Origin of the sequence: Futiania mangrovi, from assembly GCF_024158125.1 — a bacterium.
Lineage (GTDB): Bacteria > Pseudomonadota > Alphaproteobacteria > Futianiales > Futianiaceae > Futiania > Futiania mangrovi.
In genome coordinates this window covers 472984-497048 of sequence record NZ_JAMZFT010000002.1, presented here as the reverse complement: position 1 = coordinate 497048, position 24065 = coordinate 472984, and the positions used below count along the sequence as shown (strand labels likewise).

At 70.0% G+C, this 24065-nt stretch carries 19 protein-coding genes; 15 read left to right on the top strand and 4 right to left on the bottom strand.

Annotated elements, in window-relative coordinates; all coding sequences use genetic code 11:
- The first annotated feature begins 85 nt into the window (after positions 1 to 85).
- The 6 genes from NJQ99_RS09245 (at position 86) to NJQ99_RS09220 (ending at position 6476) form a co-directional block, all read left to right on the top strand.
- Complete coding sequence (locus tag NJQ99_RS09245) at positions 86 to 1084, top strand: NAD(P)H-dependent glycerol-3-phosphate dehydrogenase (protein WP_269332542.1); 999 nt, start codon at positions 86 to 88, stop codon at positions 1082 to 1084.
- A gap of 17 nt (positions 1085 to 1101) precedes the next feature.
- Positions 1102 to 1542: an EVE domain-containing protein gene (locus NJQ99_RS09240; RefSeq protein ID WP_269332541.1), complete on the top strand. Its 441-nt coding sequence runs from the start codon at positions 1102 to 1104 to the stop codon at positions 1540 to 1542.
- Positions 1539 to 2900, top strand: coding sequence for an MFS transporter (locus NJQ99_RS09235; RefSeq protein WP_269332540.1), 1362 nt, complete (start codon positions 1539 to 1541; stop codon positions 2898 to 2900). The genes NJQ99_RS09240 and NJQ99_RS09235 overlap by 4 nt, the downstream gene beginning before the upstream one ends.
- Entirely contained in the window at positions 2897 to 3253 is a 357-nt protein-coding gene (locus tag NJQ99_RS09230; RefSeq protein WP_269332539.1) for a Rieske (2Fe-2S) protein, read from the top strand. Before NJQ99_RS09235 ends, NJQ99_RS09230 begins: the two co-directional genes overlap by 4 nt.
- Before the next feature lie 219 nt (positions 3254 to 3472).
- Positions 3473 to 5407 (top strand): acetate--CoA ligase, encoded by a 1935-nt coding sequence (gene acs / locus NJQ99_RS09225; protein ID WP_269332538.1) that lies wholly within the window; start codon positions 3473 to 3475, stop codon positions 5405 to 5407.
- Between the two features lie 142 nt (positions 5408 to 5549).
- The gene (locus tag NJQ99_RS09220; RefSeq protein ID WP_269332537.1) at positions 5550 to 6476 is read left to right on the top strand and encodes a sterol desaturase family protein; all 927 of its coding nucleotides are present in this window, start codon (positions 5550 to 5552) and stop codon (positions 6474 to 6476) included.
- A gap of 12 nt (positions 6477 to 6488) precedes the next feature.
- Here NJQ99_RS09220 and NJQ99_RS09215 read toward each other — a convergent pair whose 3' ends face one another.
- Entirely contained in the window at positions 6489 to 6683 is a 195-nt protein-coding gene (locus NJQ99_RS09215) for a DUF1674 domain-containing protein (RefSeq protein ID WP_269332536.1), read from the bottom strand.
- Between the two features lie 103 nt (positions 6684 to 6786).
- On the opposite strand from NJQ99_RS09215, the gene htpX reads away from it, so the two are divergent.
- Genes htpX through purH form a run of 4 tightly spaced genes read left to right on the top strand, consistent with a single transcriptional unit; the run spans position 6787 to position 12374 of the window.
- On the top strand, positions 6787 to 7665 hold the full coding sequence (gene htpX, locus NJQ99_RS09210; RefSeq protein WP_269332535.1) for a zinc metalloprotease HtpX: 879 nt from the start codon (positions 6787 to 6789) through the stop codon (positions 7663 to 7665).
- Entirely contained in the window at positions 7649 to 8995 is a 1347-nt protein-coding gene (locus NJQ99_RS09205) for a transcription antitermination factor NusB (RefSeq protein ID WP_269332534.1), read from the top strand. The genes htpX and NJQ99_RS09205 overlap by 17 nt, the downstream gene beginning before the upstream one ends.
- A 51-nt stretch (positions 8996 to 9046) precedes the next feature.
- Entirely contained in the window at positions 9047 to 10744 is a 1698-nt protein-coding gene (locus tag NJQ99_RS09200; RefSeq protein WP_269332533.1) for a heparinase II/III family protein, read from the top strand.
- 55 nt (positions 10745 to 10799) lie between these two features.
- Positions 10800 to 12374 (top strand): bifunctional phosphoribosylaminoimidazolecarboxamide formyltransferase/IMP cyclohydrolase, encoded by a 1575-nt coding sequence (gene purH, locus NJQ99_RS09195; RefSeq protein WP_269332532.1) that lies wholly within the window; start codon positions 10800 to 10802, stop codon positions 12372 to 12374.
- Positions 12375 to 12461: 87 nt separating this feature from the next.
- Here the strand turns inward: purH and NJQ99_RS09190 are convergent, their stop codons facing one another.
- Positions 12462 to 17294 carry an NAD-glutamate dehydrogenase gene (locus NJQ99_RS09190; RefSeq protein ID WP_269332531.1) on the bottom strand — a complete coding sequence of 1611 codons (4833 nt, stop codon included), beginning with the start codon at positions 17292 to 17294 and terminating at the stop codon, positions 12462 to 12464.
- A 376-nt stretch (positions 17295 to 17670) separates the two neighbouring features.
- On the opposite strand from NJQ99_RS09190, the gene NJQ99_RS09185 reads away from it, so the two are divergent.
- The gene (locus NJQ99_RS09185; protein ID WP_269332530.1) at positions 17671 to 17874 is read left to right on the top strand and encodes a cold-shock protein; all 204 of its coding nucleotides are present in this window, start codon (positions 17671 to 17673) and stop codon (positions 17872 to 17874) included.
- Positions 17875 to 17950: 76 nt separating this feature from the next.
- Here NJQ99_RS09185 and NJQ99_RS09180 read toward each other — a convergent pair whose 3' ends face one another.
- Positions 17951 to 18985, bottom strand: coding sequence for a polysaccharide pyruvyl transferase family protein (locus NJQ99_RS09180; RefSeq protein ID WP_269332529.1), 1035 nt, complete (start codon positions 18983 to 18985; stop codon positions 17951 to 17953).
- 138 nt (positions 18986 to 19123) lie between these two features.
- On the opposite strand from NJQ99_RS09180, the gene NJQ99_RS09175 reads away from it, so the two are divergent.
- Positions 19124 to 20200 carry an ELM1/GtrOC1 family putative glycosyltransferase gene (locus NJQ99_RS09175; protein ID WP_269332528.1) on the top strand — a complete coding sequence of 359 codons (1077 nt, stop codon included), beginning with the start codon at positions 19124 to 19126 and terminating at the stop codon, positions 20198 to 20200.
- A 6-nt stretch (positions 20201 to 20206) separates the two neighbouring features.
- Here NJQ99_RS09175 and NJQ99_RS09170 read toward each other — a convergent pair whose 3' ends face one another.
- On the bottom strand, positions 20207 to 21049 hold the full coding sequence (locus tag NJQ99_RS09170) for a hypothetical protein (RefSeq protein ID WP_269332527.1): 843 nt from the start codon (positions 21047 to 21049) through the stop codon (positions 20207 to 20209).
- Positions 21050 to 21192: 143 nt separating this feature from the next.
- Here NJQ99_RS09170 and NJQ99_RS09165 point away from each other — a divergent pair, with 143 nt between their 5' ends.
- Genes NJQ99_RS09165 through NJQ99_RS09155 form a run of 3 tightly spaced genes read left to right on the top strand, consistent with a single transcriptional unit; the run spans position 21193 to position 24010 of the window.
- Positions 21193 to 21993: an IclR family transcriptional regulator gene (locus tag NJQ99_RS09165; RefSeq protein WP_269332526.1), complete on the top strand. Its 801-nt coding sequence runs from the start codon at positions 21193 to 21195 to the stop codon at positions 21991 to 21993.
- Positions 21990 to 23006, top strand: coding sequence for a thiamine pyrophosphate-dependent dehydrogenase E1 component subunit alpha (locus NJQ99_RS09160; protein WP_269332525.1), 1017 nt, complete (start codon positions 21990 to 21992; stop codon positions 23004 to 23006). The genes NJQ99_RS09165 and NJQ99_RS09160 overlap by 4 nt, the downstream gene beginning before the upstream one ends.
- Positions 23006 to 24010, top strand: coding sequence for an alpha-ketoacid dehydrogenase subunit beta (locus NJQ99_RS09155; protein WP_269332524.1), 1005 nt, complete (start codon positions 23006 to 23008; stop codon positions 24008 to 24010). Before NJQ99_RS09160 ends, NJQ99_RS09155 begins: the two co-directional genes overlap by 1 nt.
- Positions 24011 to 24065: the final 55 nt, after the last annotated feature.

Sequence of the window (24065 nt, the reverse complement as noted above, 5' to 3'; positions counted from 1 at the left end):
GGCGCGCCGGGGGCTTGCGCCCGTCGGCCCCGCCGCTAGTCTGCCCCGCGAGACCTGAACGCGGTCCGAATCGAGGCGGAAGGCCATGCTGAACGATGATCGGCCAGTCGCGGTGCTCGGCGCCGGGGCCTGGGGAACGGCGCTCGCGCTGCTGATTGCGCGCGGGGGACGGGCCGTGACCCTGTGGACGCGCGACCCGGCGCATGCAGCGGCACTCGCCCGCGACGGTGAGAACCGTGCCCGCCTGCCGGGCCTCGCGCTCGATCCCCGCATCCGCCCGACCGGCCGGCTGGGCGACGCCGCCGGGGCCGGGCTGATCGTCGCCGCGGTACCGGCGCAGGGCTGGCGGGGAGTGGCGGGCGAGCTTCGGCCCTACCTCGGCGCGGACGTGCCCGTCGTGCTGACTGCCAAGGGGGTGGAGCGCGGCACGGGCCTCCTGCCGCACGAGACGACGCGCGAGGTGCTGGGCGAGGTTCCGCTGGCCCTGCTGACGGGGCCGAGTTTCGCCGCCGACGTGGCACGCGGGCTGCCAACGGCGGTCACCCTCGCCATGCCGGACGAGACCACGGGGCTTGCCCTGTGCGAAGCGCTGAGCGGCCCGGCGTTCCGGCCCTACTGGTCGCCGGACCTGACGGGGGCGGCACTCGGCGGGGCGGCGAAGAACGTGCTGGCGATCGCCTGCGGCATCGTCATGGGCCGCGGCTTCGGAGAGAGCGCACGCGCCGCCCTGACCGCGCGCGGCTTCGCGGAGATCCGGCGTCTTGCCGCCGCGCTGGGCGGAGAGGAGACGACGCTCATGGGCCTGTCCGGGCTGGGCGACGTGGTGCTGACCTGCACCAGCACGCAGTCGCGGAACTACCGGTATGGCCTGGCGCTGGGCGAGGGGCAGACGCCCGCGGGCGCTGCGGACCGCGCCGGGGGCACCGTGGAAGGCGCGTGGACCGCCGCCGCCATCTGCGAGCGCGCGGACCGGGCGGGCGTCGAGATGCCTCTGGCCGCGACCGTCGCGCAGATTGTCGAGGGCCGGGAGGACGTTGACAGCGCGGCGCGGCGCCTCATGTCACGTCCGCTGAAGGCCGAATGAAGGGGGCAAGGCAGACCATGCGCTACTGGCTGTTCAAATCCGAACCGTTCAAATGGTCCTGGGACCAGCAGAAGGCCAAGGGTGACGCGGGAGAGACCTGGGACGGCGTGCGGAACTATCTTGCGCGCAACAACATGCGCGCCATGGAGATCGGCGACCGCGGGTTCTTCTACCACTCCAACGAGGGCAAGGAGATCGTCGGCATCGTCGAGGTCTGCGCCGAGGCGCACCAGGACCCCACGACCGACGACGACCGCTGGCAGTGCGTCGACATCCGCGCACTGGCCGACATGCCGCGTCCGGTGACGCTGGCCGAGGTCAAGGCGGACCCCAAGCTCGCGGAAATGGCGCTCGTCACCTCCATGCGGCTGTCGGTGCAGCCGGTCCGGCACGAGGAATGGGCCCACATCTGCGCGCTGGGCGGCATCGACCCGGACACGCTGGAGCCCGCGGGATGAGCGATGCGACCGCGCCTGCCAGCGGGTCGAGGGGCTCCGCTGCGCTCGGCGAAACGCTCTACGACATCCTGACCGGCGAGCAGCAGGGCCGGGTCTGCCGCGACATTCCGGAGGCCGCCTGCAACGACCAGCCGGGCAACTTCCTCAAGCAAGTGGCGGCGCTGGGCCTGACCAAGGCGGGCGACGGTCTCGCCGACCCGAAGCTGGTGCTCGCCTGGCTGCTGGGCGCGCTGGGCGCGCCTGCCGCCGCCGTCGGTTTCCTGGTGCCGGTTCGGGAGGCGGGCGCGCTGCTGCCGCAACTCGCCATCGCGGGCTGGATCCGGTCGCGTCCGCAGCGCAAGTGGGTGTGGGCGGTCGGCAGCGCGATCCAGGGCCTGTGCGTGCTCGCTATGGCCGCCGTCGCGCTGACCATGGAAGGGGCGGCGGCTGGCTGGAGCATCGTCGGCCTGCTCGGCGTCTTCTCCGTCGCCCGGGCGGCCTGCTCGGTCAGCCACAAGGACGTGCTGGGCAAGACGGTCTCCAAGGCGACACGCGGCGCGGCCACGGGGTCGGCGACCTCGATCTCGGCGGCTGTCGTGCTGGCCTTCGGGGCGATCCTCGCGCTCGGCCTGCTGCCGGTGAGCGTGGGCGTGGTCGCGGGCGCGCTCTGCGTCGCGGGCGTCGCGTGGATCCTCGCCGGCCTCGTCTTCACGACGCTCAAGGAAGTGCCGGGCGCGACCGGCGGCGGCGGCAATCCGCTCGCCGTGGCGCGGGAGCAGGCGGACCTTCTGCGCAAGGATCCCCAACTTGTGCGCTTCATCGTCACGCGCGGGCTTCTGGTCGGCACGGCGCTCTCGCCGCCCTTCCTGCTGGCGCTGGCCGGCCAGTCGGGCGGCAAGGCGCTGGGCACGCTGGGCCCCTTCGTGATCGCGTCCGGCCTCGCCGCCATCCTCAGTGCCCATGTCTGGGGCCGCCTGTCCGACCGGTCGAGCCGGCGGGTTCTGATGCTGTCCGGCCTCGTCGGCGCAACCGCAAACGCGACGGCGGCGCTGCTCGGCGGCCTCGCGCCCCATGTGTTCGGCGGCGGTATGACCGGTATGGCCTGGCTGCTGCCCGTCCTGCTCTTCGTCCTGATGATCGCGCACCAGGGCGTGCGGCTGGGACGGTCGACGCATGTCGTGGACATGGCCACGGCAGAGACGCGGGCGGCCTATACCGCGCTTTCCAACACGATCATCGGCGCGTGGCTGCTGGTTGGCGGTATCTTCGGCGTCATTGCCGAGGCCGCGGGCGTGCCCATGACGCTCGCCCTCTTCGCGCTGATGTGCCTCATCGCGGCGTTCATCGCGCGCGGCTTGAAGGAAGTGCAGGCGGAATGAGCGCCCTTCCGCCGCCCGGCACACCCCTCTGCGCCCTCGATGTGCTGGGCGACCCGGATGCGCGCGGCTTCGCGTTCGGCGAGGGGACCGACCTCGTGCGTCTGTTCGTCGTGCGCAAGGACGGCGTGCTGCGCGGTTACGTCAATTCCTGCCCGCACGCCTTCACCCCGCTCGACTGGGTGCCCGACCGCTTCTTCGACCGCGAGAAGCAGCATCTCCTGTGCGCGACGCATGGGGCGCTCTTCCGCGTCGCCGACGGCGTGTGCATCAGGGGGCCCTGCCTCGGCAAGGCGCTGACGCCGGTCCCGGTCGAGGCGGCAGACGGCGTGGTCCGGATATCCGCGCGCCCCTGAAATTGTTTCAGCGGGGAACTTTGCAACCGGGGGCTTCACAAGTACCCGGCGCGTGGCTTAAGCACCGGAAACCCGGGCGTCCATGTCAGCCTTCCGTCGGGTAGAAGCGCACCCGAAGGCGGCATAGGATGCAGGCCAAGAGAAACGAGGCGCGTGCCCCCGGCGGGTTTTCCGCGGCCCACGGCGCACGCCCCGGAGAAACAGAGAGGAGAGCGCCCGATGACCGACGTGTTTCCCGTGAGCGACGAGTGGGCCAAGCGGGCCTATGTGGACGACGCCAAGTACCGCGAGATGTACGAGCGCTCGGTCGCCGACCCCGAAGGCTTCTGGAAGGAGCACGGCAAGCGGGTCGACTGGATCAAGCCCTTCACGACGGTCAAGAACGTCTCCTACGCGCCGGGCAACGTCTCGATCAAATGGTACGAGGACGGCACGCTCAACGTCTCCGCCAACTGCATCGACCGGCACCTGAAGGACAAGGCCGACAAGGTCGCGATCATCTGGGAAGGCGACGAGCCGACCGACGACAAGAAGATCACCTACCGCGAGCTGCACGAGCAGGTCTGCCGCCTCGCCAATGCCATGAAGGCCAACGGCGTGAAGAAGGGCGACCGGGTCACGATCTACCTGCCCATGATCCCGGAGGCGGCCTACGCCATGCTGGCCTGCGCGCGGATCGGCGCCGTCCACTCCGTAGTGTTCGGAGGATTCTCGCCGGACGCGCTGGCCGGCCGGATCGAGGACGCGGCCTCGACCTTCGTGATCACGGCGGACGAAGGCTTGCGCGGCGGCCGCAAGATCCCGCTGAAGGCCAACACCGACAAGGCGATCGAGAAGGTCGGCGGCGTCGACAAGGTCCTCGTCGTCAAGCGCACCGGCGGCAATGTCGGCTGGAAGGACGGCCGCGACGTCTGGTACCACGACGCGGTCTCGGCAGCGTCCACCGACTGCCCGCCGGAGGAAATCTCGGCCGAGGATCCGCTCTTCATCCTCTACACCTCGGGGTCCACTGGAAAGCCCAAGGGGGTTCTGCACACCTCGGGCGGCTATCTCGTCTACGCCTCGATGACGCACCAGTACGTCTTCGACTACAAGGACGGCGACATCTACTGGTGCACGGCGGACGTCGGCTGGGTCACCGGCCACAGCTACATCGTCTACGGCCCGCTGGCGAACGGCGCGACCACGCTGATGTTCGAGGGCGTGCCGAACTATCCGGACGCGGCGCGCTTCTGGAAGGTGTGCGACAAGCACCAGGTCAACACCTTCTACACCGCGCCGACCGCGATCCGCGCGCTGATGGGCGCGGGCGAGGACCTGGTGAAGCAGACGAGCCGCAAGAGCCTGCGCCTGCTGGGCTCGGTGGGCGAGCCGATCAATCCGGAAGCCTGGCTCTGGTACCACCGGGTCGTGGGCGACGGCCGCTGCCCGATCGTCGACACCTGGTGGCAGACGGAAACGGGCGGCATCATGATCACCCCGCTGCCGGGGGCGACCCCGCTCAAGCCCGGCTCGGCGTCGCGGCCCTTCTTCGGGATCCGCCCGGCGCTGGTCGACGCCGACGGCAAGACGCTTGAGGGCAAGGCCGAGGGCAACCTCGTCATCCTCGACAGCTGGCCGGGGCAGATGCGCACGGTCTACGGCGATCACGAGCGGTTCGAGCAGACCTATTTCTCGGCCTATCCCAACACCTATTTCACCGGCGACGGCTGCCGGCGGGACGAGGATGGCTATTACTGGATCACCGGCCGCGTTGACGACGTGATCAACGTCTCCGGCCACCGCATGGGCACGGCGGAGGTCGAATCGGCCCTCGTCGCCCATCCGAAGGTCGCCGAGGCGGCGGTCGTCGGCTATCCGCACGACCTGAAGGGTCAGGGTATCTATTGCTACGTGACCCTCAACGCCGGGGAGGAGCCGACGGAGGCCCTGCGCAAGGAGTTGCGCGACTGGGTGCGCCAGGAAATCGGCCCGATCGCGTCTCCCGACCTCATCCAGTGGGCGCCGGGCCTGCCAAAGACCCGCTCGGGCAAGATCATGCGTCGCATCCTGCGCAAGATCGCGGAGAACGAGTTCTCCAATCTCGGCGACACCTCGACGCTGGCCGATCCGGGCGTCGTCGACGACCTGATCGAGAACCGCCAGAACCGTTGATCTCGACCGCCGAACGCGGTCCCATGAACGCCGGATGCGCGGGGCGGCCCTACCGGGCCGTCCCGTTGCACGTTCTGGCACGCCCCTTGCTTCTGCGAATCGCGTCTCCGGTGTATGGGAGATATCTGAAGGGGTGATCGACATGCGTGGGTTTCTTTCCGGCACATTTGCCGCCGTTCTGTTCCTTTCCAGCATCCTGGTCATGGTCCGGGCCGGGGTCGACCCGGTCGCGCTGGCCATCCATATTGCGTTCTTCGTCGCCTGCCTGACGCTCATCGGCGCGTGGGAATCGCTTGCGCCCTGGCGTGAGCGCACCGCCCGCACCGGGCGCCGCTGGCGCACCAACATCGGCGTTCTGCTGGCCCGCGACGGCTTTACCGCGCTGCTCCTCCCGCTCGGCCTGGGCGCGGTCGCCGCCGCCTGCGCAGCGCATGGGATCGGGCTCTTCAACATCGTCGAGGCGCCGGTCTGGGTGCAGTACGCAGCCACGATCATCGTGCTCGACGCGCTGGCCTGGCTCGCCCACTACCTGCTGCATCGCGTCCCGACCCTCTGGGCGATCCACGAGGTGCACCATTCCGACGAGGAACTGGACGCGACCTCGGTCCTGCGCGGCCATCCGCTGGAAGCCGCCTTCCGCCTGCTGACCTATCTCGCGGGCGTCGTCGCGCTCGGCATGCCGGCGCACGCGATCCTCGTCGCGGTCCTGCTGCGCCACGTCTTCTCGACCTTCCACCATGGGTCGATGGCCCTGCCGCCGCGCTTCGAGGCCCTGCTGCGCCTGGTCATCGTGACGCCGATCCACCACCGCATCCACCACTCGGCGGCCCAGGAAGACTACGACAGCAATTTCGCGCAGATCTTCTCCGTGTGGGACCGGGTGTTCGGCACCTGGCGGGAAGACGCCGCGGTCGGCAACGACGCGATCGCCTTCGGCCTGGGCGAGGCGCGCATGGACGATCCGGACGACCTGTGGACGCTGCTGGTCCACCCCTTCCGCCGGGCACGGGAGGCGAACGCCGGTACTGCCGCTGCACCCGCTGCCACGGGGCGCCAGGCAGCAGCCTGAGCCCTGCCCTTCTCAGAAGTCGGAGGCGATCCCCTTCTTCTCCCAGTCGCCATAGCGGGTCGGCTCCGGTCCTTCCGGGCCGCCCTGTTCGGGCGGAAGGTCGCGCGGCAGATCGGCAGCCCGGCGCGCCTCTGCCTCGGCCAGGGCCCGCCGCGCCGCCTCCTTCACGCGGGACTGGCGTTGCTCGTCGGTGGTTTTGCCGCTCATCGCGCCGCTCTCCGATTGCGGTTTTCACCCGGTTCGCCCAGATATAGGCTCGTCCGTCGGACGTGTCTCGTTTCCCGCGCGCCTTTCAGGGAGAACCCGGTCCATGAACTACGCCCGTACTGGTCTTCTGCTGGCCGCCATGACCGGCCTGTTCCTTGCCGTCGGCTACCTGATCGGGGGTACGGGCGGCATGGCGATCGCGTTCGTCGTCGCGCTCGGCACCAATGCCTTCGCGTACTGGAACGCCGACAAGATGGTCTTGCGCATGCACGGCGCACGGCAGATCACGCGCGCCGAAGCGCCGGACTTCTACGGCCTCGTCGAGCAACTGGCCGAGCGGGCGGAATTGCCCATGCCCAAGGTCTACCTGATCGATTCGCCCCAGCCCAATGCCTTCGCCACGGGCCGCAACCCGGAGAACGCGGCCGTCGCCGCGACGCGCGGGCTCCTCGACATGCTGACCGCGGAAGAGGTCGCGGGCGTCATGGCGCACGAGCTTGCCCATGTGAAGAACCGCGACACGCTGATCATGACGATCACGGCGACGATCGCGGGTGCGATCTCCATGCTCGCGCAATTCGGCCTGTTCTTCGGCGGCGGCGACAACCGGAACAACCCGCTGGGCCTGATCGGGACGATCGCGCTGATCATCCTCGCGCCGCTCGCCGCCATGCTTGTCCAGATGGCGATCAGCCGGACGCGGGAATATTCCGCCGACCGTATGGGGGCGGAAATCTGCGGCCGCCCGATGTGGCTCGCATCCGCGCTTGCAAAGATCGACCGCGCCGCCCACCAGGTCGAGAACGTGCGGGCCGAGCGCAACCCGGCGACAGCGCACATGTTCATCATCAACCCGCTGTCGGGCGCGCGCGTCGACAATCTCTTCTCCACCCACCCCAACACGGCAAACCGCATCGCCGCGCTGAAGGAACTGGCCGGCCAGATGGACGGCGTTGCAGGCGCCCGTGGCCCCTGGCGCTGACCGCCGCGCCCCGCGCGGCGGGCGGGCACACGGCCGCCGGCCTGTCGCCTCGCCTGCGCGGGCGGCCGTGCTCGACGCGCTCTCCGCGGTGTTCGAGGACGGTGCCCCGCTCGAGGACGCGCTCGCGGCCGCGCTTCCCGCCGGCACCCCGTCGCAGGACCGGCGCTTCGCGCGGATGCTGGCCGCGAGCTGCCTGCGGCGGCTGGGAGAGATCGACGCCGCGCTCGGCCCCTTGCTGGAAAAGCCCCTGCCGCGCAAGGCGGCCCGCGTGCGCGACATACTGCGCCTGGGCGCAGCCGATCTGCTGTTTCTCGACACGCCAGCCCATGCCGCCGTCGACCAGGCCGTGCGGCTGGCTCGCGCCGACCGGACAAGCGCCGGGTTCGCGGGCCTCGTGAACGCCGTCCTGCGCCGCCTCGACCGGGAGCGGCCGGCCCCCGCCGACCCGCTCCTGAACCTGCCCGGCTGGATCCGGGAACGGTGGACCGCCAGCTGGGGCGAAAAGGCGACGCGCGCGATGGCAGCCGCACTTGCATCGGTTCCGCCGCTCGACATCACCGTCCGCGACCCTGCCGGGACGAAAGGGCTGGCAGACGCGCTGGGCGCAGAGGTGCTCGCGACCGGCAGCCTGCGGCTTGCGACAGGGACTCGAATCGACACGCTTCCGGGCTTTGCCCAGGGGCACTGGTGGGTCCAGGGGGCGGCTGCGGCCCTGCCGGCCCGGCTGCTTGCCGGTGCGGTGGCGCCGGGGACGCGGGTCGCGGACCTGTGCGCGGCACCGGGTGGCAAGACACTGCAACTGGCCGCTGCGGGTCTCGAGGTAACTGCCGTCGACATCTCGGACGACCGGCTCGAACGGCTGCGCGAAAACCTGTCCCGTACCGGCCTCGCCGCGGACGTGATCGCCGCCGACGTCCGCGCGTGGACGCCGGATGTACGGTTCGACGGCATTCTGCTCGATGCGCCCTGCCTCGCCACCGGAACCGCGGGCCGCCACCCGGACGTGTTGTGGAGCAAGCGGGCACGGCAGCTCGACAGCCTCGTCTCGCTGCAGGCGGAACTGACCGAGGCGGCGATCGGAATGTTGACGCCCGGCGGTGTTCTCGTTTTCGCAACCTGCTCGCTCGAGCCCGAGGAAGGCGAAGCCCGCGCCGCGCGGCTCGCCGAAGACCCGCGCCTCATTTCCGTCCCGATCCGGGGCGAGGAGGTGGGCGGCGTACAGGCCCTGCTGACGCCCGAGGGCTGGCTGCGCACGCGGCCCGATCACGATCTTGAGGGGGCCGGGGGTCTGGAGGGCTTTTTCGCGGCGCGATTCCGTCGTACCGGATAGGTCCGCGCGCCCCGACAAGGGGCCTGTTGATTTCACAACGACGGGACTACCATGCCGGCCATGCCGACGCTGCCCACCAATTCGCTGCGCCCATCGGGGGCCCTCGGGGCCCTGCGCACGCGCGCGGAGGATGTCTTCTGGCGCAGCGCCGTCTCGGACCAGCTTCTGAAAGGACCGCTGCCCGACCGGGTCGCCTTCGCGCCGCAGGACCTCATCCCCGGCTCGCTCGACCAGGCGCGCGCGATCCTCAACGGCACATTCGTCTTCGGCACCGAAACCGTCAGCGCCGAGGGCGCGAAGATCTGGGCCGTCCCCCTGCCGTCGGAACGGTTTGCCGAGGCGCTGCACTCCTTCCGCTGGCTCCGCCACCTGCGCGCCTCCGGGGGCGCCCATGCCAGCACCGCCGCGCAGATCCTGCTCGACGGCTGGGTCGAACGGTATGGCAGGTACGACCATTTCGCCTGGCGCCCGGACGTGCTGGGCGCCCGCCTCGTCTCGATGATGCGGCACTACCGGCTGCTGTTCGAGCGCGCGGACGCGCTGGCCCGGTCGAAGGCCATGGTCGCCATCGCCCGCCAGTGTCGCTTCCTCGCCCGCCGCGCCCCGAAGATGGCCCAGGGCCCCCGCCGGCTCGACGCGCTGATCGGGCTCGTGCATGTCTGCCTCGCACTCGAGGAGGAGCGGGCACGCCTGCCTTGGGCGCTCGACCTGCTGGCCGAGGATCTGCCGCGCCATGTCTTCGCCGATGGCGGGCACCGCAGCCGCAACCCGGTCACGCACGCCCGGGTGCTGGCCGATCTCGCCGGTCTGCAGGGCGATCTGCGTAGCGCGGGCGTGACACCGGGCAAGGTCCTGGCCGACGTCACGGGACGCATGGCGGGCTGGCTGCGCCGCATGCGGCACGGCGATGGGGGCCTTGCCTGCTTCAATGGCGGCCAGGAAGCGTCCGACGGTCTCGCCGATCATGTGCTCGCTGCCGTCGACGGCGCGAAACGGGCGCCTTCCGAAGGGGAGGATAGCGGGTACTACCGCATGGCCGCCCGCCGGACTGTCGTGATCTTCGACGCGGGAAGCGCGCCTGCCCCCACCTATGCCCGGGACGCGCAGGCCGGCTGCCTCTCCTTCGAGCTGAGTTCGGGCCGCGCCCGGATCGTCGTCAATTGCGGCACCGGCGCAGGGCACGGCCTGGCGTGGGAGAAGGCGATGCGGGCGACCGCCGCGCACAGCACGCTCACCATCGCCGACCGCCCCTCCGCCACGGTCGGCAAGGCCGCGGGCGGTGTGCTCTTCGGCCCGCCGAACGTGACCGGCCGGCGCATGCCGGTGCAGGGGGGCGATGCCGTGGTCGCGCGGCACGGCGGCTATGCGGACATGGGCTTCCTGCACGAGCGCAAGCTCTTCCTGTCCGACGACGGCGACGACCTGCGCGGGGAGGACCGGATCGAGCCGGCAGGCAAGGGCAAGCCAAGCCGTGCGGAAGCACCCTGGGCGGTGCGTTTCCACCTGCATCCCGGCGCGCGGGCCAGCCGCCTTCCGAACGGCACGATCCTGATCAAGACGGCGACGGGCGAGGGCTGGACGCTGCGGACCGACGCCACCTCGCTCGACATCGAGGAGACGGCCTATCTCGGCTCCGGCGGTCGTCCGCGGCGCAGCGAGCAGATCGTTCTCTCGGGCTTGACCGAGGGGCATGAGGCCGTCATCAAGTGGGCCTTCAAGCGCGTGAAGCGCGACGATCCGAAACCCTGACGCCTCGGCCTGCCAGCGCCGGCAGGACCCGGCCCCGTTGACAGGACCCGCCCCCATGACCCAGATCCGCCGCGCCCTTCTGTCCGTCAGCGACAAGACGGGCCTCGTCGAGCTTGCCCGTGCGCTGCACGCTGCGGGCGTCACGCTGCTGTCGACGGGTGGAACATCGCGCGCGATTGCGGATGCGGGCGTACCCGTCACCGACGTCTCGGACTACACGGGCTTTCCGGAGATGATGGACGGCCGCATCAAGACGCTGCACCCGCGCGTCCATGGCGGTCTCCTGTCGCGCCGGTCGAACGCCGAAGACCGCGCGTCGATGGACGCGCACGGGATCGAGGGCATCGACCTGCTGGTCGTCAACCTCTACCCGTTCGAGGCGACCGTCGCGAAGGGCGCGCCGTTCGACGATTGCGTGGAGAACATCGACATCGGCGGCCCCGCGATGATCCGCGCCGCGGCCAAGAACCACGCCGACGTGACAGTTGTCGTCGAGCCCGAAGACTACGCGGCCGTGCTGGAGGAACTGAAGACGCAGGGCGGCACGACGCCCGGGACGCGCAAGCGCCTCGCCGCCAAGGCCTTCGCCCGCACAGCGGCCTACGATGCCGCGATCCAGACCTGGTTCCACGGCGTCCTCGGCGAGGAGACGCCGCCCTGGCACGCCGTCGGCGGGCACCTGAAGGCGCGGCTGCGCTATGGCGAGAACCCGCACCAGACCGCGGGCTTCTACGTCGGCGGCCCGGTCCGCCCCGGTGTCGCGACGGCGGAGCAGGTGCAGGGCAAGGAGCTGTCCTACAACAACATCAACGACACGGACGCCGCCTTCGAGCTGGTGGCCGAGCTTGAGACCGAGCGGCCCGCCGTCGCCATCATCAAGCACGCGAACCCGTGCGGCGTGGCGCAGGGCGCAAGCCTCGTGGCGGCCTATGAGGCGGCGCTGCGCTGCGATCCCGTCTCGGCCTTCGGGGGCATCATCGCGGCCAACCGCCCGCTCGACCGTACGGCCGCGGAAGCCATGACCGGTATCTTCACCGAGGTCGTCATCGCACCGGATGCGGATGAAGAGGCACGCGCGATCTTCGCGGCCAAGAAGAACCTGCGCCTGCTGCTGACCGGCGGCCTGCCGGATCCGGAACAGGCGGGCATGACCGTGCGCACCGTCGCCGGAGGCTATCTGCTGCAGAACCGGGACGCAGGGCGCGTGGGGCGCGCCGATCTGAAGGTCGTGACGAAGCGCGCACCGACCGACCGGGAACTCGCCGACCTGCTGTTCGCCTTCCGCATTGCAAAGCACGTGAAGTCCAACACCATCGTCTATGCCAAGGACGGCGCGACCGTGGGCATCGGCGCAGGCCAGATGAGCCGGGTAGACGCCGCCCGCATCGCCGCGGTCAAGGCGCGCGAGGCGGCGGAGGCCGCGGGCCTCTCCGAACCGCTCACCCGGGGCTCGGTGGTCGCCTCCGATGCGTTCTTCCCCTTTGCGGACGGGCTCCTGACCGCGATCGAGGCGGGCGCCACAGCGGTCATCCAGCCGGGCGGTTCGGTCCGCGACGCAGAGGTGATCGCGGCCGCCGACGAGGCTGGCGTCGCAATGGTCTTCACGGGCATGCGCCACTTCCGCCACTGACGGCGGTGGAGCAGGAGAAAAAAGGGCGCGGAGGGTTCCGATCCCTCCGCGCCCTTTCTCGTTTGCAGACCGGACCGCCGCGTGCGGCTAGTTCGCGATCAGCGTCCTCAGTTGACTGGCTGCAACCGCGATCTTGGCCAGCGTGAGGCTGCCTGCGGTCCGCAGCTCCTCCACCAGGCGCTCGGCCCGGTCCACGACTTCCGGATTCGCAGAAGCCCAGGCTTCGACCGCAGCGACACCGGCCTTGCCCTTTGCCGCTTCCAGCGAACGGGCCGCCAGCGCGGATTGGTGCGCGCGCACATCGGCGACCAGCCGGCCGAGGGCGATCCGCTCCCAATGGTCCGAGACGTCGATGTCGCGCGCACTGGCCCGCAGCCAGTCAAGGCCGAGCCGCGCACCTGCCGCGAAATAGGTCGCGGCGACGTCGGACACATCCCGCTGCTGTCGACGGGCGACGCGCACCACGTCACAGGCACCGCCCAGGAACTCCAGTCCGCAGATCCGCTGGGCCAGCGCCTCGGGCAGGCCGCCCGCGACGAGCGGCTCCACCCGCACGGCAAGCGCACCGCGCCCGAACTCGGAGAGCATTCCCGGAAGGGCCTCCGCGATCGCCGCGACATCGTCCTTGAAGAAGGCGGTCGCATCCGCCACCGGCTCCCGCGTGCGGCCGTGCTGCAACTGCCACAGGGTCTGTATCGTCAGGCTGTCGGCAATCGCGAGGTGCGCACGGATCTGCGCGCCTGCATCGGCCTTCGTGTCGAGCGCGTTCACCCCCGCGGCAAGCTGCGGCAGACCGAACACCTCGCGCGCGACCACGAAGGCGCGGGCGATCTCGCCCGTCGTGGCACCCGCTTCCTCCTTCAGGCGGTGGACGAAGGTGATCCCGCCCTCGTTGACCATCGCGTTGCCGAGCACCGTGGCGATGATCTCGCGCCGCAGACGGTGCGAAAGCACCGCGTCCCGGTATGTCGAGCGCAAGGGCGCCGGCATGTAGTCGAGGAGATAGCGGACAAGCGCCTCGTCGTCCGGGGCGTCCGACGCGCACAACTCGTCGAAAAGCTGGATCTTCGCATAGGCCATGAGCACGGCGATTTCCGGCCGGGTCAGACCGCGTCCGCCATTGGCCCGGTCGTGCAGCGCCTCTTCGTTGGGCAGCATCTCGACCTCGCGGTCGAGGCGGCCCTCCCGCTCCAGCGTCCGCATCAGGCGCGCGTGCACGTCGAGGCGGCGGGGTGCGCGCGCCTCCGCCATCGAGATGGCCAGCGTCTGGTCGTAGTTGGTGGCAAGCACGAGGTCCGCCACCTCGTCCGTCATGTCCGCGAGCAGCAGGTTGCGCTGCTTTTCGGTCATGTCGCCCGCCTCGACCACGCGGCCGAGTGCGATCTTGATGTTCACCTCGTGGTCGGAGCAGTCGACGCCCGCGGAATTGTCGACAGCGTCGGTATTGATGCGGCCGCCCTTCAGCGCGAAGGCGATCCGACCGCGCTGGGTCAGGCCGAGGTTGGCCCCCTCGCCGATCACCTTGGCCCGAACACCTTCCGCATCGACGCGAATCGCGTCGTTCGCGCGGTCGCCGACATCGGCGTGGCTCTCGCTCCGCGCCTTGATGTAAGTCCCGATGCCACCGAACCAGAGAAGGTCCACATCGGCGCGCAGGATCGCCTGCATGACCTCTTGCGGCGCGGGCTTCTCCGAACGGATGCCAAGGAGCGCGCGCGCCTCGGTCGACAGCGGGACAGACTTCAGCCCGCGCGAATAGACGCCGCCGCCCTTCGAGACGAGCTTGCCGTCGTAATCCGCCCAGGACGACCGCGGCAGGGCGAAGAGCCGCTGGCGCTCGGCAAAGCTTGCCGCCGGATCCGGATCGGGATCGATGAAGATGTCGCGGTGATCGAAGGCGGCAACGAGACGGATCCTGTCCGAGAGCAGCATGCCGTTGCCGAACACGTCGCCGGACATGTCGCCCACGCCCGCCACAGTGAAGGCCTCGGCTTGCGTATCGTGGCCCATCTCGCGGAAGTGCCGCTTCACCGCCTCCCACGCACCGCGGGCGGTAATACCCATCTTCTTGTGGTCGTACCCCTGGCTGCCACCGCTCGCGAAGGCATCGTCGAGCCAGAAGCCATACTCCCGCGCCACTCCGTTCGCGATGTCGGAGAAGGTCGCCGTGCCCTTGTCGGCGGCGACCACGAGATACGGGTCGTCATCGTCGAAGCGCACTACATCCTTCGGCGGTACCACCTCCTCGCCGCGCAGATTGTCCGTGATGTCGAGCAGCGCGGAAATGAAGGTCTTGTAGGCCTCGATCGCGGCCGCGACCGTCTCCTCCCGCCCCGCACCCACCGGCAGCGCCTTCGGCAGGAAGCCACCCTTCGCGCCGACCGGAACGATGACCGCGTTCTTCACGATCTGCGCCTTGACGAGACCGAGTATCTCGGTGCGGTAGTCCTCCTTCCGGTCGGACCAGCGCAGGCCGCCGCGCGCGACGGGACCGCCACGCAGGTGAACACCCTCGACCGCGCGGGAATAGACGAAGATCTCGCGCCACGGCCGCGGCAGGGGCAGATCCTCGAGTTGCCCGGAATCGAACTTGAGCGACAGGTAGGGCCTGGTCTGACCGTCCGGCCCCTTTTGCCAGGCGTTGGTCCGCAAGGTGGACAGGATCGCGTTGCGGAAGCGGCGCACGATCCGGTCCTCGTCGAGCGATGAAACCGCGTCGAGCTGCGCCTCGATCTCGGCCGCAAGGCGGTCGCTTTCGGCCCGGCGTTTGTCCGCCGCTGTGCCGAGCGAGGGGTCGAAACGCGCATGGAACAGCGCGACCAGCGTACGCGCGATCACCGGGTGCGCGGCGAGCGCATCTTCCATGTAGGCCTGGCTGAACGGGATGTTCGTCTGGCGCAGGAACTTCGCGTAGGCCCTGAGCACGTTGATGTCGGCAGGGTCGATCCCGGCCCGCAGCACGAGCCGGTTGAAGCGGTCGTCGTCGAGCTGGCCCGCCCAAACCCCTGCGAAGGTCGCCTCCAGCTTCTCCCGAAGCGCGGCGAGGTCCACCTCCTCGCTCTCTCGCGGCAGCATCGAGAAGTCGTGGATGTAGACACACCCACCGGCATGACCCACCTCGTAGGGCCGCTCCTCCATCACGCGCAGCCCCATGTTCTCGAGAACGGGCAGGCAGTCCGAAAGCGGCAAGGGCGCGCCGAGGTGATAGAGCTTAAGCCGCACGATCGATCCGTCGTCCTCAAGGCGCCGGTAGAACTTCAGGCCGACGTCGGCGGGCCCCGCAAGGCGTTCCATCGTCTCGATGTCGGCAATGGCGACCGCGGCGGGATAATCCTCCCGGTAGTGCGCCGGGAAGCCGTGGCCATACCGGTCGAACAGGCGGTTGCCCGCATCCTCCCCCAGCCGCTCGACCAGGACGTCGTGCAGATCGTCGGTCCAGAGGCGGGTGGCGGCGCGCACCTGCTCGTTCAGCGCCGCGACATCGACCTCCGGCACCGCGCCAGGCCGGGTCGCGATGATGTAGTGCACGCGCGCCAGCGGCCCGTCCCCATAGGCGGGGTAGTAGGACGACACCCGGCCGTCATAGGCCTCTGCCAGCAGCTTGCCGACATGGATGCGCAGATCGGTATTGAAGCGTTCGCGCGGGAAGAAGACGAGCGCGGACATGAACCGGCCGAACCGGTCGGGCCGGACGAACACCTTGGTGCGCGGCCGCGTCTCGAGGTGCAGCGCGCCCAGCGCCGTCTCGAGCAAAAGCTCCTCCGGCACCTGGAAAAGCTCGTCGCGCGGGAAGTTCTCAAGCACGTTCGCCAGCGCCTTGCCGTCGTGGCTGTCCGGGTTCAGGCCGGCGCGCGCGATGACATTGGCGATCTTCCGCCGCAGCAGCGGGATGGAGAACGGGCTGCGGTTATAGACCGCGGCGGTGAACAGGCCCACCAGCCTGCGCTCGCCCGTCACCTTGCCCTCGCGGCTGTAGACCTTGATCCCGATGTAGTCGAGATGGGTCGTGCGGTGCACCGTCGAGCGGCGGTTCGCCTTGAGGATCAGCAGGGGAGAGGTGTCCGCGATGAAGGCATCCGCCTCGGGTGCCCAATCCACGAAATTGCCGTCCGCATCGCGCAGGATGTTGTAGCCGGGATCGCGCATAAGCCCGAGTCCGGATCCCTCGACCGGCGTGACCGGCTTGCCCTTGCCGCCCAGCCGGTAGTCGCGCCAGCCAAGGATCGTGAAGTGGTTGTCGGCAAGCCAGTCGAGGAAGGCCACGGATTCCTCGACCGCGGCACGATCGGCATCCTTCGGCGTGGCTGCCTCGAGATCGCGTGCGGCTTCGCGCAGGCGTGCGGTCATGTCCGGCCAGTCGCGCACGGCCATGCGCACATCGGCGAGCACCGAACGGATCGCCGTCTCGATCTCTGCGATGCGTGACGGATCGCCGATCTGGTCCACCTGGATCTGCATCACCGACTCGGCATGCTCGACGCCGCCCGGTTCGCCCGGCCCGAGCCTGCGGCCGTCCTTGCCGCGCCGGACACGGAAGATCGGGTGAAGGATCGCGTGGATCCCCAGCCCGCGGTCGGTCAGGTGATGCGTTACCGAATCGACGAGGAAGGGCATGTCGTCGTTGACGATCTCCAGCACGCTGTGCCCGCTTTCCCAGCCGTGCTCCTCGATCCGGGGATTGTAGAAGCGCACGCGCGGCTCGTCGGGTGCGCGCCGCTCCGCCAGCCGCCACAACGACAGGGTTGCACCATAGAGTTCCTCGGTGCCCGGCTCTGTCACGTCGTCGACGGGAGCATTGGCGAACACCTGCTCCACGAAGGCGAGGAAATCGGCGCGGTCCTTGCCGGTCACACGGGTTTCTGCGAGCGCCCGAAGCTGGTCCAGCTTCTCGCGGATGCGGTCTGCGTCGTTGCGATACATGAGTTGTGCCTTGCTCGTAGGCTGGAGCCTTTGCGGCCTTGTGTCCCGACCGGCGCCCCGCGGGCGCGGCCGTCCCGGTGCGGCGAACCTACCGCAGCGGCAGGCGCGCCGCAAAGATCATATTCTCCTCAGAGGTGTAGATTTCGACAACGGCACACCGGCTGCAACACATGCCAAACGGCAAGAGTCGCCGGTTGGACATTGCAAAAGACGCCAGCTGGGCCTATATGCCTCCTCATTCGAGTTTCTAGCTTCACTTGCGACCTGCCCTTCGGGGCCCCTCAAGACGACGCGGAAGCCGGATCGGCGGCTTGCGCGATGAGCGTGCTTGCCGCCCCCAGTGCGCGACGAGCGCGTGAGACCTGAGGAGGCCAAGATGGCAACGGGTACTGTTAAGTGGTTCAATTCGCAAAAGGGTTTCGGCTTCATCGAGCCGAGCGACGGCGGCAAGGACGTGTTCGTCCACATCAGCGCGGTTGAGCGCGCCGGCATGTCGACGCTGAACGAAGGTCAGAAGGTCTCCTACGAGATCGTGACCGAGCGCGGCCGCAGCTCTGCGGGCAACCTGCAGGCGGCGTGACGCGCCTGTCCTGTCCGTCCGGACAGGACAACGGCATAATGGGAAAGCCCGGCATCCTCGCGGATGCCGGGTTTTTTCATGTCCTGGCGCCAGCTCCCCGGATGTCGCGGATGTCGGCCGCGATCGTCTGCATCATGTCGTGCGCCCCACGTTCGGCATGCGCCAGCAGGGCGTCGAGGTGCCGCTCCTCGTCCGCCGTGTAGATCGGAACCGGCGCGGGAAGCCCCTCCGCTTCGAGCCGGTCGAGCGTCATCTCGCGTGCGGGCAGCCCCGCATCTGCCAGCAGCGCGCCGCTCTTCGACGTGTTGCCCGCCACCGCGAGCACCGGGATCCGCATCCTCAGGGCGAGGCAAAGACCGTGGTAGCGCCCCGCCACCAGGCCTGACGCATCCTCGGCGAGCGTTCGCGCGAACGCTTCGACGCTGCCGAACGGATCGGCATAGCGCGCGGCCCATGGCGACGGCGGCAAGACGCGGGCCAGAAGGCGCTTCCAGAAAAGACCGCGGCGGCGCCGGTTGGCGCGTCCGTCCGCAGCATGGGGCGGCGTGGTCCGCAGGCTGACGAAGCGTGCGCCCCCGTGGCCTTGCGAGAGGTCGAACAGGCGGCGCGAGGTCTTAGTTTCCGACGCATCGGTCACGTAGAGCCGCCGCCCGCCGCCGGTCCACCGCGGCGCATCTGCCCAGGAGAGCGTCAGGTCCGGAACGACCTCGGCTGCGATCCCTGCATCGGCGAGCGAATCGGCACTCGCCCGGTCGCGCACATAGCAGCGGCGGAAGGCAGCGAGACCCGCGCGCACCTCCGCCCCATTGGCCTCCTCGCTCGCATTGACCAGATATGCAGGCAAGCCGGCTTCCGCGAGGCGGACGGCAAGTCGTGCCACCCGCCGGGCCGTCGCGCTGTCGTGATGGATCGAGCCCTCGCCGTTGACGATCACCGCATCCCAGCGGTCCGCCGCGAACTCCTCTGCCTCGACGCGCTCCCAGCCCCAGCCGGTCTGCAGGTACGCATCCTGGTCGCCAGCCAGTTCGACAAGCCGCCGGACGACGAGCGCGGAGCCGAAGTGACCCAGCAGCGAGGTGTCGTTCGCAAGCAGGATGCGTAGCTGCGCCATATCGCTCGTATCTCCGTCGCGCGGCGATTTCCGCCCCCAAGACTTCCTCCTTTACACGGCTTCCCCGCATTGGCGAAACATGGCATCGATCGGTATCACGGGATCCCTTGCGGTGCCGGCAACGCGAAGGATACGCCCATGAACGGCCCTACCGCCCCCAATCCGGCCCTGCCGGCAGACCGCCCCTGGCGGATCCTGCTGCTGTCGGACGGCCGGCCCGGGCACTACCGGCAGAGCGAGGCTGTCCTGCTGGCGCTGTCGCGGCGGCATGCACTCGCCGTCGACCGGCAGGAGATCCGTTTGCGCCGGGGCAAGCTCGCGCGGCCATTGGGCTGGCTGTTCGCCAGGGGCCTGCTCTCCGCACGGAGCCTGCTCTCCCTATCTTTCAGCCTCGATCCGGACGGGATCGACCGGCCGGACCTCGTGATCAGCACGGGCGGAACGACCCGTCTTGCCAATGTCGCTCTGGCCCGGCACTACCGCGTGCCGAACGTGTACGCGGGCACGCTGCGCGGCCTGCCGCCGCGGCTGTTCTCGGCCATACTCCTGCCCTACCGCGAGGCAGAGGGACGAACGAACCATGTCATCACGCTCAAGCCCTCTCCGGTCGATCCCGACGACATGCCTCCTGCCCGCCCCTGGACCGGCACAGCGGCGGAGGAAGGGCGCAGGATCGCCGTGCTGGTCGGCGGCCCCTCCGGCGCGCACCGGTTCGACGACGCGGACTGGGAGGGCCTGCTCGGTTTGCTCGGCCATACCGGGTGGCCGGCGGGCATCCGGCTGCTGGTTACCAATTCGCCGCGCACGCCCGAAGCGGTCAGCGACCGTCTGGCCGAGGCGGCCCTGCGGCACCCCGCCCTTGTCGAGGAGTTCGTGGATTTCCGCACCGCGGGCCCCGGCTCGATCCTGAGGTTGCTCTCCCGGGCCGACGCAGTGCTGTGCACCGAGGATTCCTCGTCCATGATCGTGGAGGCGATCTGCGCCCGGCGCCCGGTTGTCGCGCTGGTGCCCGAGGGGCGAAGCCTGCGGGCTGACGAGGCGCGGATGCTCGACGATCTGGCCGCCGATCGCCTCATGGCGCCGTTGCCGCTCAAGTCCGCCAATCCCGAGCGCCTGTCTGCGGCGCTCACGGACCTGCGCCCGCTGACGGCGAACCCGCTCGACACGCTGGCCGATGGCATCCTGGCCCAGCTCGATCGGGCGGCGCGCGGGTAGGGCCGCTCAGGTTCCGTCCACGGTGCGCAACTTGAGGATCGCGTCGCGCGCGGCCATACCGGCGGCAATACCGAGGGCTGCTGCCCGCGCGTTGACGTGCGAGACGAGGCCGTCCTCGAAGCTCGACAGCGCGTCGCCGATCCGCGCACTGTCCGTGTCGACCGTGAAGGCTGCAACGCCGCGCGCGTCCAGCACGGGCAGCCGCGTGATGCCCCAGCCGTCTGCGCCCATGCCCGCATCGTTGAACACGGCGGCAAAGGCGTCTGCCTTCAGCGCCTTGGCGGGGTTGTTGCCGATCAGCCCGCCGTGCGATCCCGTAACAACGATCCGGCCTGCATCCTCCGGCCCGACCAGCGAGGCGGAGTCGCAGAGCACGACGGTCCGCCCCGGTCCCGGCAGGTCGAGGTTGCGGCGCGCCTCTTCCCCCGGCTTCGCCCGCGGACCGCTGGCGAGCGGGGCGTGCGTCAGCAGCCGCGCCGCCTCCAGGCAGGTCATGCCGGGGCTCACCCCGGCAGCCGCAGCCAGTGCATTCGCCCGCGAGATGCGCCCGCGGGCCAGCATGTCGCCGGTTTCGCCGATCCGGCAGGTGTCGTGGTCCACCACCGCCGCCGCGACGCCGGCCGCCTGGCACAGCGCCAGCGACCCATAGCCCGCGCCGTCGCGCCCCCCGCCTGCATCGTTCAGGATCACGGCCCGCGCGCCCGCAGCCAGCGCCAATTGGCCCGGGTAGACCCCGCCGTGCGATCCGGAAACGACGACGGCGCCCTCGGCCTCTGGCGGCAGCAGGGTGATCGTGTCGGCAGCAACGACACCGTCGGGTAGGGCTGGCTGGACATCACGGTCGGTCATGCGGGCGGCGGGACCATGGAGGCGATTGACGGCAAAGTGTTCCGAAAATAGGATTCCCACATTCCGTTGGACGGAACAATGAAGAACAGATCCGTGGCCCGAACAACGGGCAATCGGCAAAGTACCCGAACGGGGAGGGGTGCGTGGAGGCGGAAGCGTCCGTCAAGTCGGTTCAGCGCGCGGCCGACATCCTGAAGCTGCTCGCGGGGCAACCCGTGACGGGCTGCCGACTGTCCGACGTCGCGCGCGACGCGGGTCTCGGCAAGACGACGACGCACCGGCTTCTGGCCGCGCTCGTAGACGCGGGTTTCGCCTACCAGGACAGCCGCGACCGCCGGTACCACCTGGGATACGAGTTGATCCGGCTCGGCCATCTTGCCACGCGCTACGACATCGCGGAGGTTGCCCGCCCGGCGCTGCTGCGGCTGGCGCGAGAGACGGGGGACACCGTGTTCCTGTCGGCCCGCGAGGGGCTCGAGGCCATCTGCCTCGACCGCCAGGTGGGCGACTTTCCGATCAAGACGCTCACGCTCGACGTGGGCGACCGGCGCCCGCTCGGCGTCGGCGCGGGTTCGCTCGCCCTGCTCGCCTTCCTGCCGGAGGAGGAAATCGCCGAGGTGGTGCGCGGCAACGAAGCCCGGCTCGAGGCCTATCCCGGCTTCTCGCCGAAGGCGCTGCTGCAGCTTGCCGCGGAGACGCGGGCCCGCGGCCATGCCCACAATGATGGCCGCATCGTCTCGGCAATGGCGGCGGTCGGTGTGCCGGTGTTCGACCCCAAGGGGCGGGTCGCCGCCGCATTGAGCCTCGCGGCGATCAACGAGCGCATGAGCCCTGACCGGATTGCCTGGCTCGTCGCATTGCTCACGGAAGAAGCCCGCGCGCTGGAGGCCCGGCTGGCCGGCGGCGGAAAAGGGATTCAGCCGGAGAGGAAGGGAGCCGCATGACCGCGAGGACTGCCGAAAGCCCGGGCGCACCGCCAAACTTCGACCGGCAGCGGCTGCTCGACCAGTACCGCATGATGTGCCGGATCCGCGCCTTCGAGGAGGCGGCGGTCGGCGCCATAGCCGACAAGCTGGTGCTCGGGGCGATCCATCCCTCCATCGGGCAGGAGGCCGTGGCGGTCGGCGTGTGCGGCACGCTGGACCGGGCCGATATCCTGCTGTCCACCCATCGCGGCCACGGCCATACCATGGCCAAGGGCGCCGATCCGGTCGCCATGATGTGCGAGCTGTTCGGCCGCGCGGGCGGATGCTGCTCCGGCAAGGGTGGCTCCATGCACATCGCCGACTTCGAGGTGGGCATGCTCGGCGCGAACGGCGTCGTGGGCGCGAACATCACCATCGCGGCGGGCGCGGCGCACGCCATAAAGCTGAAGGGCGAGGACCGGGTTGTCGCCTGCCTGTTCGGTGACGGCGCGATCAACCGCGGCCCGTTCCTCGAAGGGCTCAACTGGGCGCAGGTGTTCGGCCTCAACGTGCTCTTCGTGTGCGAGGACAACGGCTTCGCCGCCTCGACCCGGACCCAGGCCATGACGGCGGGCCCCGGCCCGGCCGCGCGCGCGGAAAGCCTCGGCATTCCGGCGGCCGAGGTCGACGGCAACGACGTGCTGGCGGTCGAAGCGGCGACGAAGGAGCTTCTGGCCGACGTGCGGCGCGGCAAGCCCCGCTTCCTCGTCGCCAAGACCTACCGCCTGACCGGCCATACCGGGGTCGACCCCGCGCCCTACCGCACGGCGGAAGAGGTAGCGGAGGCGTGGACGCGCGACCCGATCGCGCGGGCGCGCGGCCTGCTGGAGACCGCGGGTTACGCGGGCGACGACCTCGCGGCCATCGCCGACTCCGCGCAGCGCGAGATGCGCGCGGCCTACGACACGGCCCGGGCAGCGCCCTGGCCCGACAGCGACCTCGCCTATGCCGACGTGCAGGACGTGGGCGACCCCAGGATGGTGGCCTTCTGATGGGACGGATGACCTATATCGACGCCGCGCGGCAGACGCTGGCCGAGGAGATGCGCCGCGACCCGACGGTCTGGGCGGTCGGCGAGGATCTGGGCCGCGGCGGCGTGTTCACCCAGTACAAGGGCCTGGTGGAGGAGTTCGGGCCCGACCGGATCTCGGATGCCCCGATCTCGGAGGCGGCAATCCTCGGCGCCGCGGTCGGCGCGGCGATGATGGGAACGCGCCCCGTGGTGGAGATGCGCTTCTCCGACTTCGCGCTGTGCGCCGTCGACGAGCTTGTGAACCAGGCGGCCAAGGCGCGCTACATGTTCGGCGGCCAGTCGCGCGTGCCCATGGTGGTGCGCGAGCCGATCGGCATGTGGCGCTCGTCCGCCGCCCAGCATTCGCAGTCGCTGGAGGCGTGGTACGCGCACATTCCCGGCCTCGTCGTCGTGACCCCGGCGACGCCTGCGGACCTGCGCGTGCTGCTGGCGGGTGCGATCCGCTGCGACGACCCGGTCGTGTTCATGGAGCACAAGGATCTCTGGGCGCTGGAAGGCGAGGTGCCGGACGGACCCGTCGACGGCGATCCCATCGTGGAGCTCGGGCGCGCCCGCGTTGCGCGCGAGGGCCGCGACATCACCATCGTGAGCTGGTCTGCGGCGGTCCACGGTGCGATGGCGGCGGCCGAGACGCTCGGCACGGAGGGTATCTCGGCTGAGGTCATCGACCTTCGCACGATCTGGCCCTGGGACCGCGAGGCGGTGCTCGCCAGCGTGCGGCGGACCGGCCGCCTGCTCGTGGTGCACGAGGCGGTCGCCGCGGGCGGCTTCGGTGCGGAGATCGCGGCGACGGTCGCGGAAACCCTGCACGGGGATCTGCGTGCGCCGGTCCGGCGTCTGGGGGCGCCGCGGATCCCGATCTCCTACGCGCCGCCGCTGGAAGACCGCGTGCGGGTCACGCCGGAGGCCATCGTCGCGGCGGCCCGGAGCATGGTCGGCCAGCCGGAGGCCGCCGACGGCTGAGGCAAGCCCAAGACCGACAACAAGCCGGCACAACGAACACAGGCATCGAGCAATC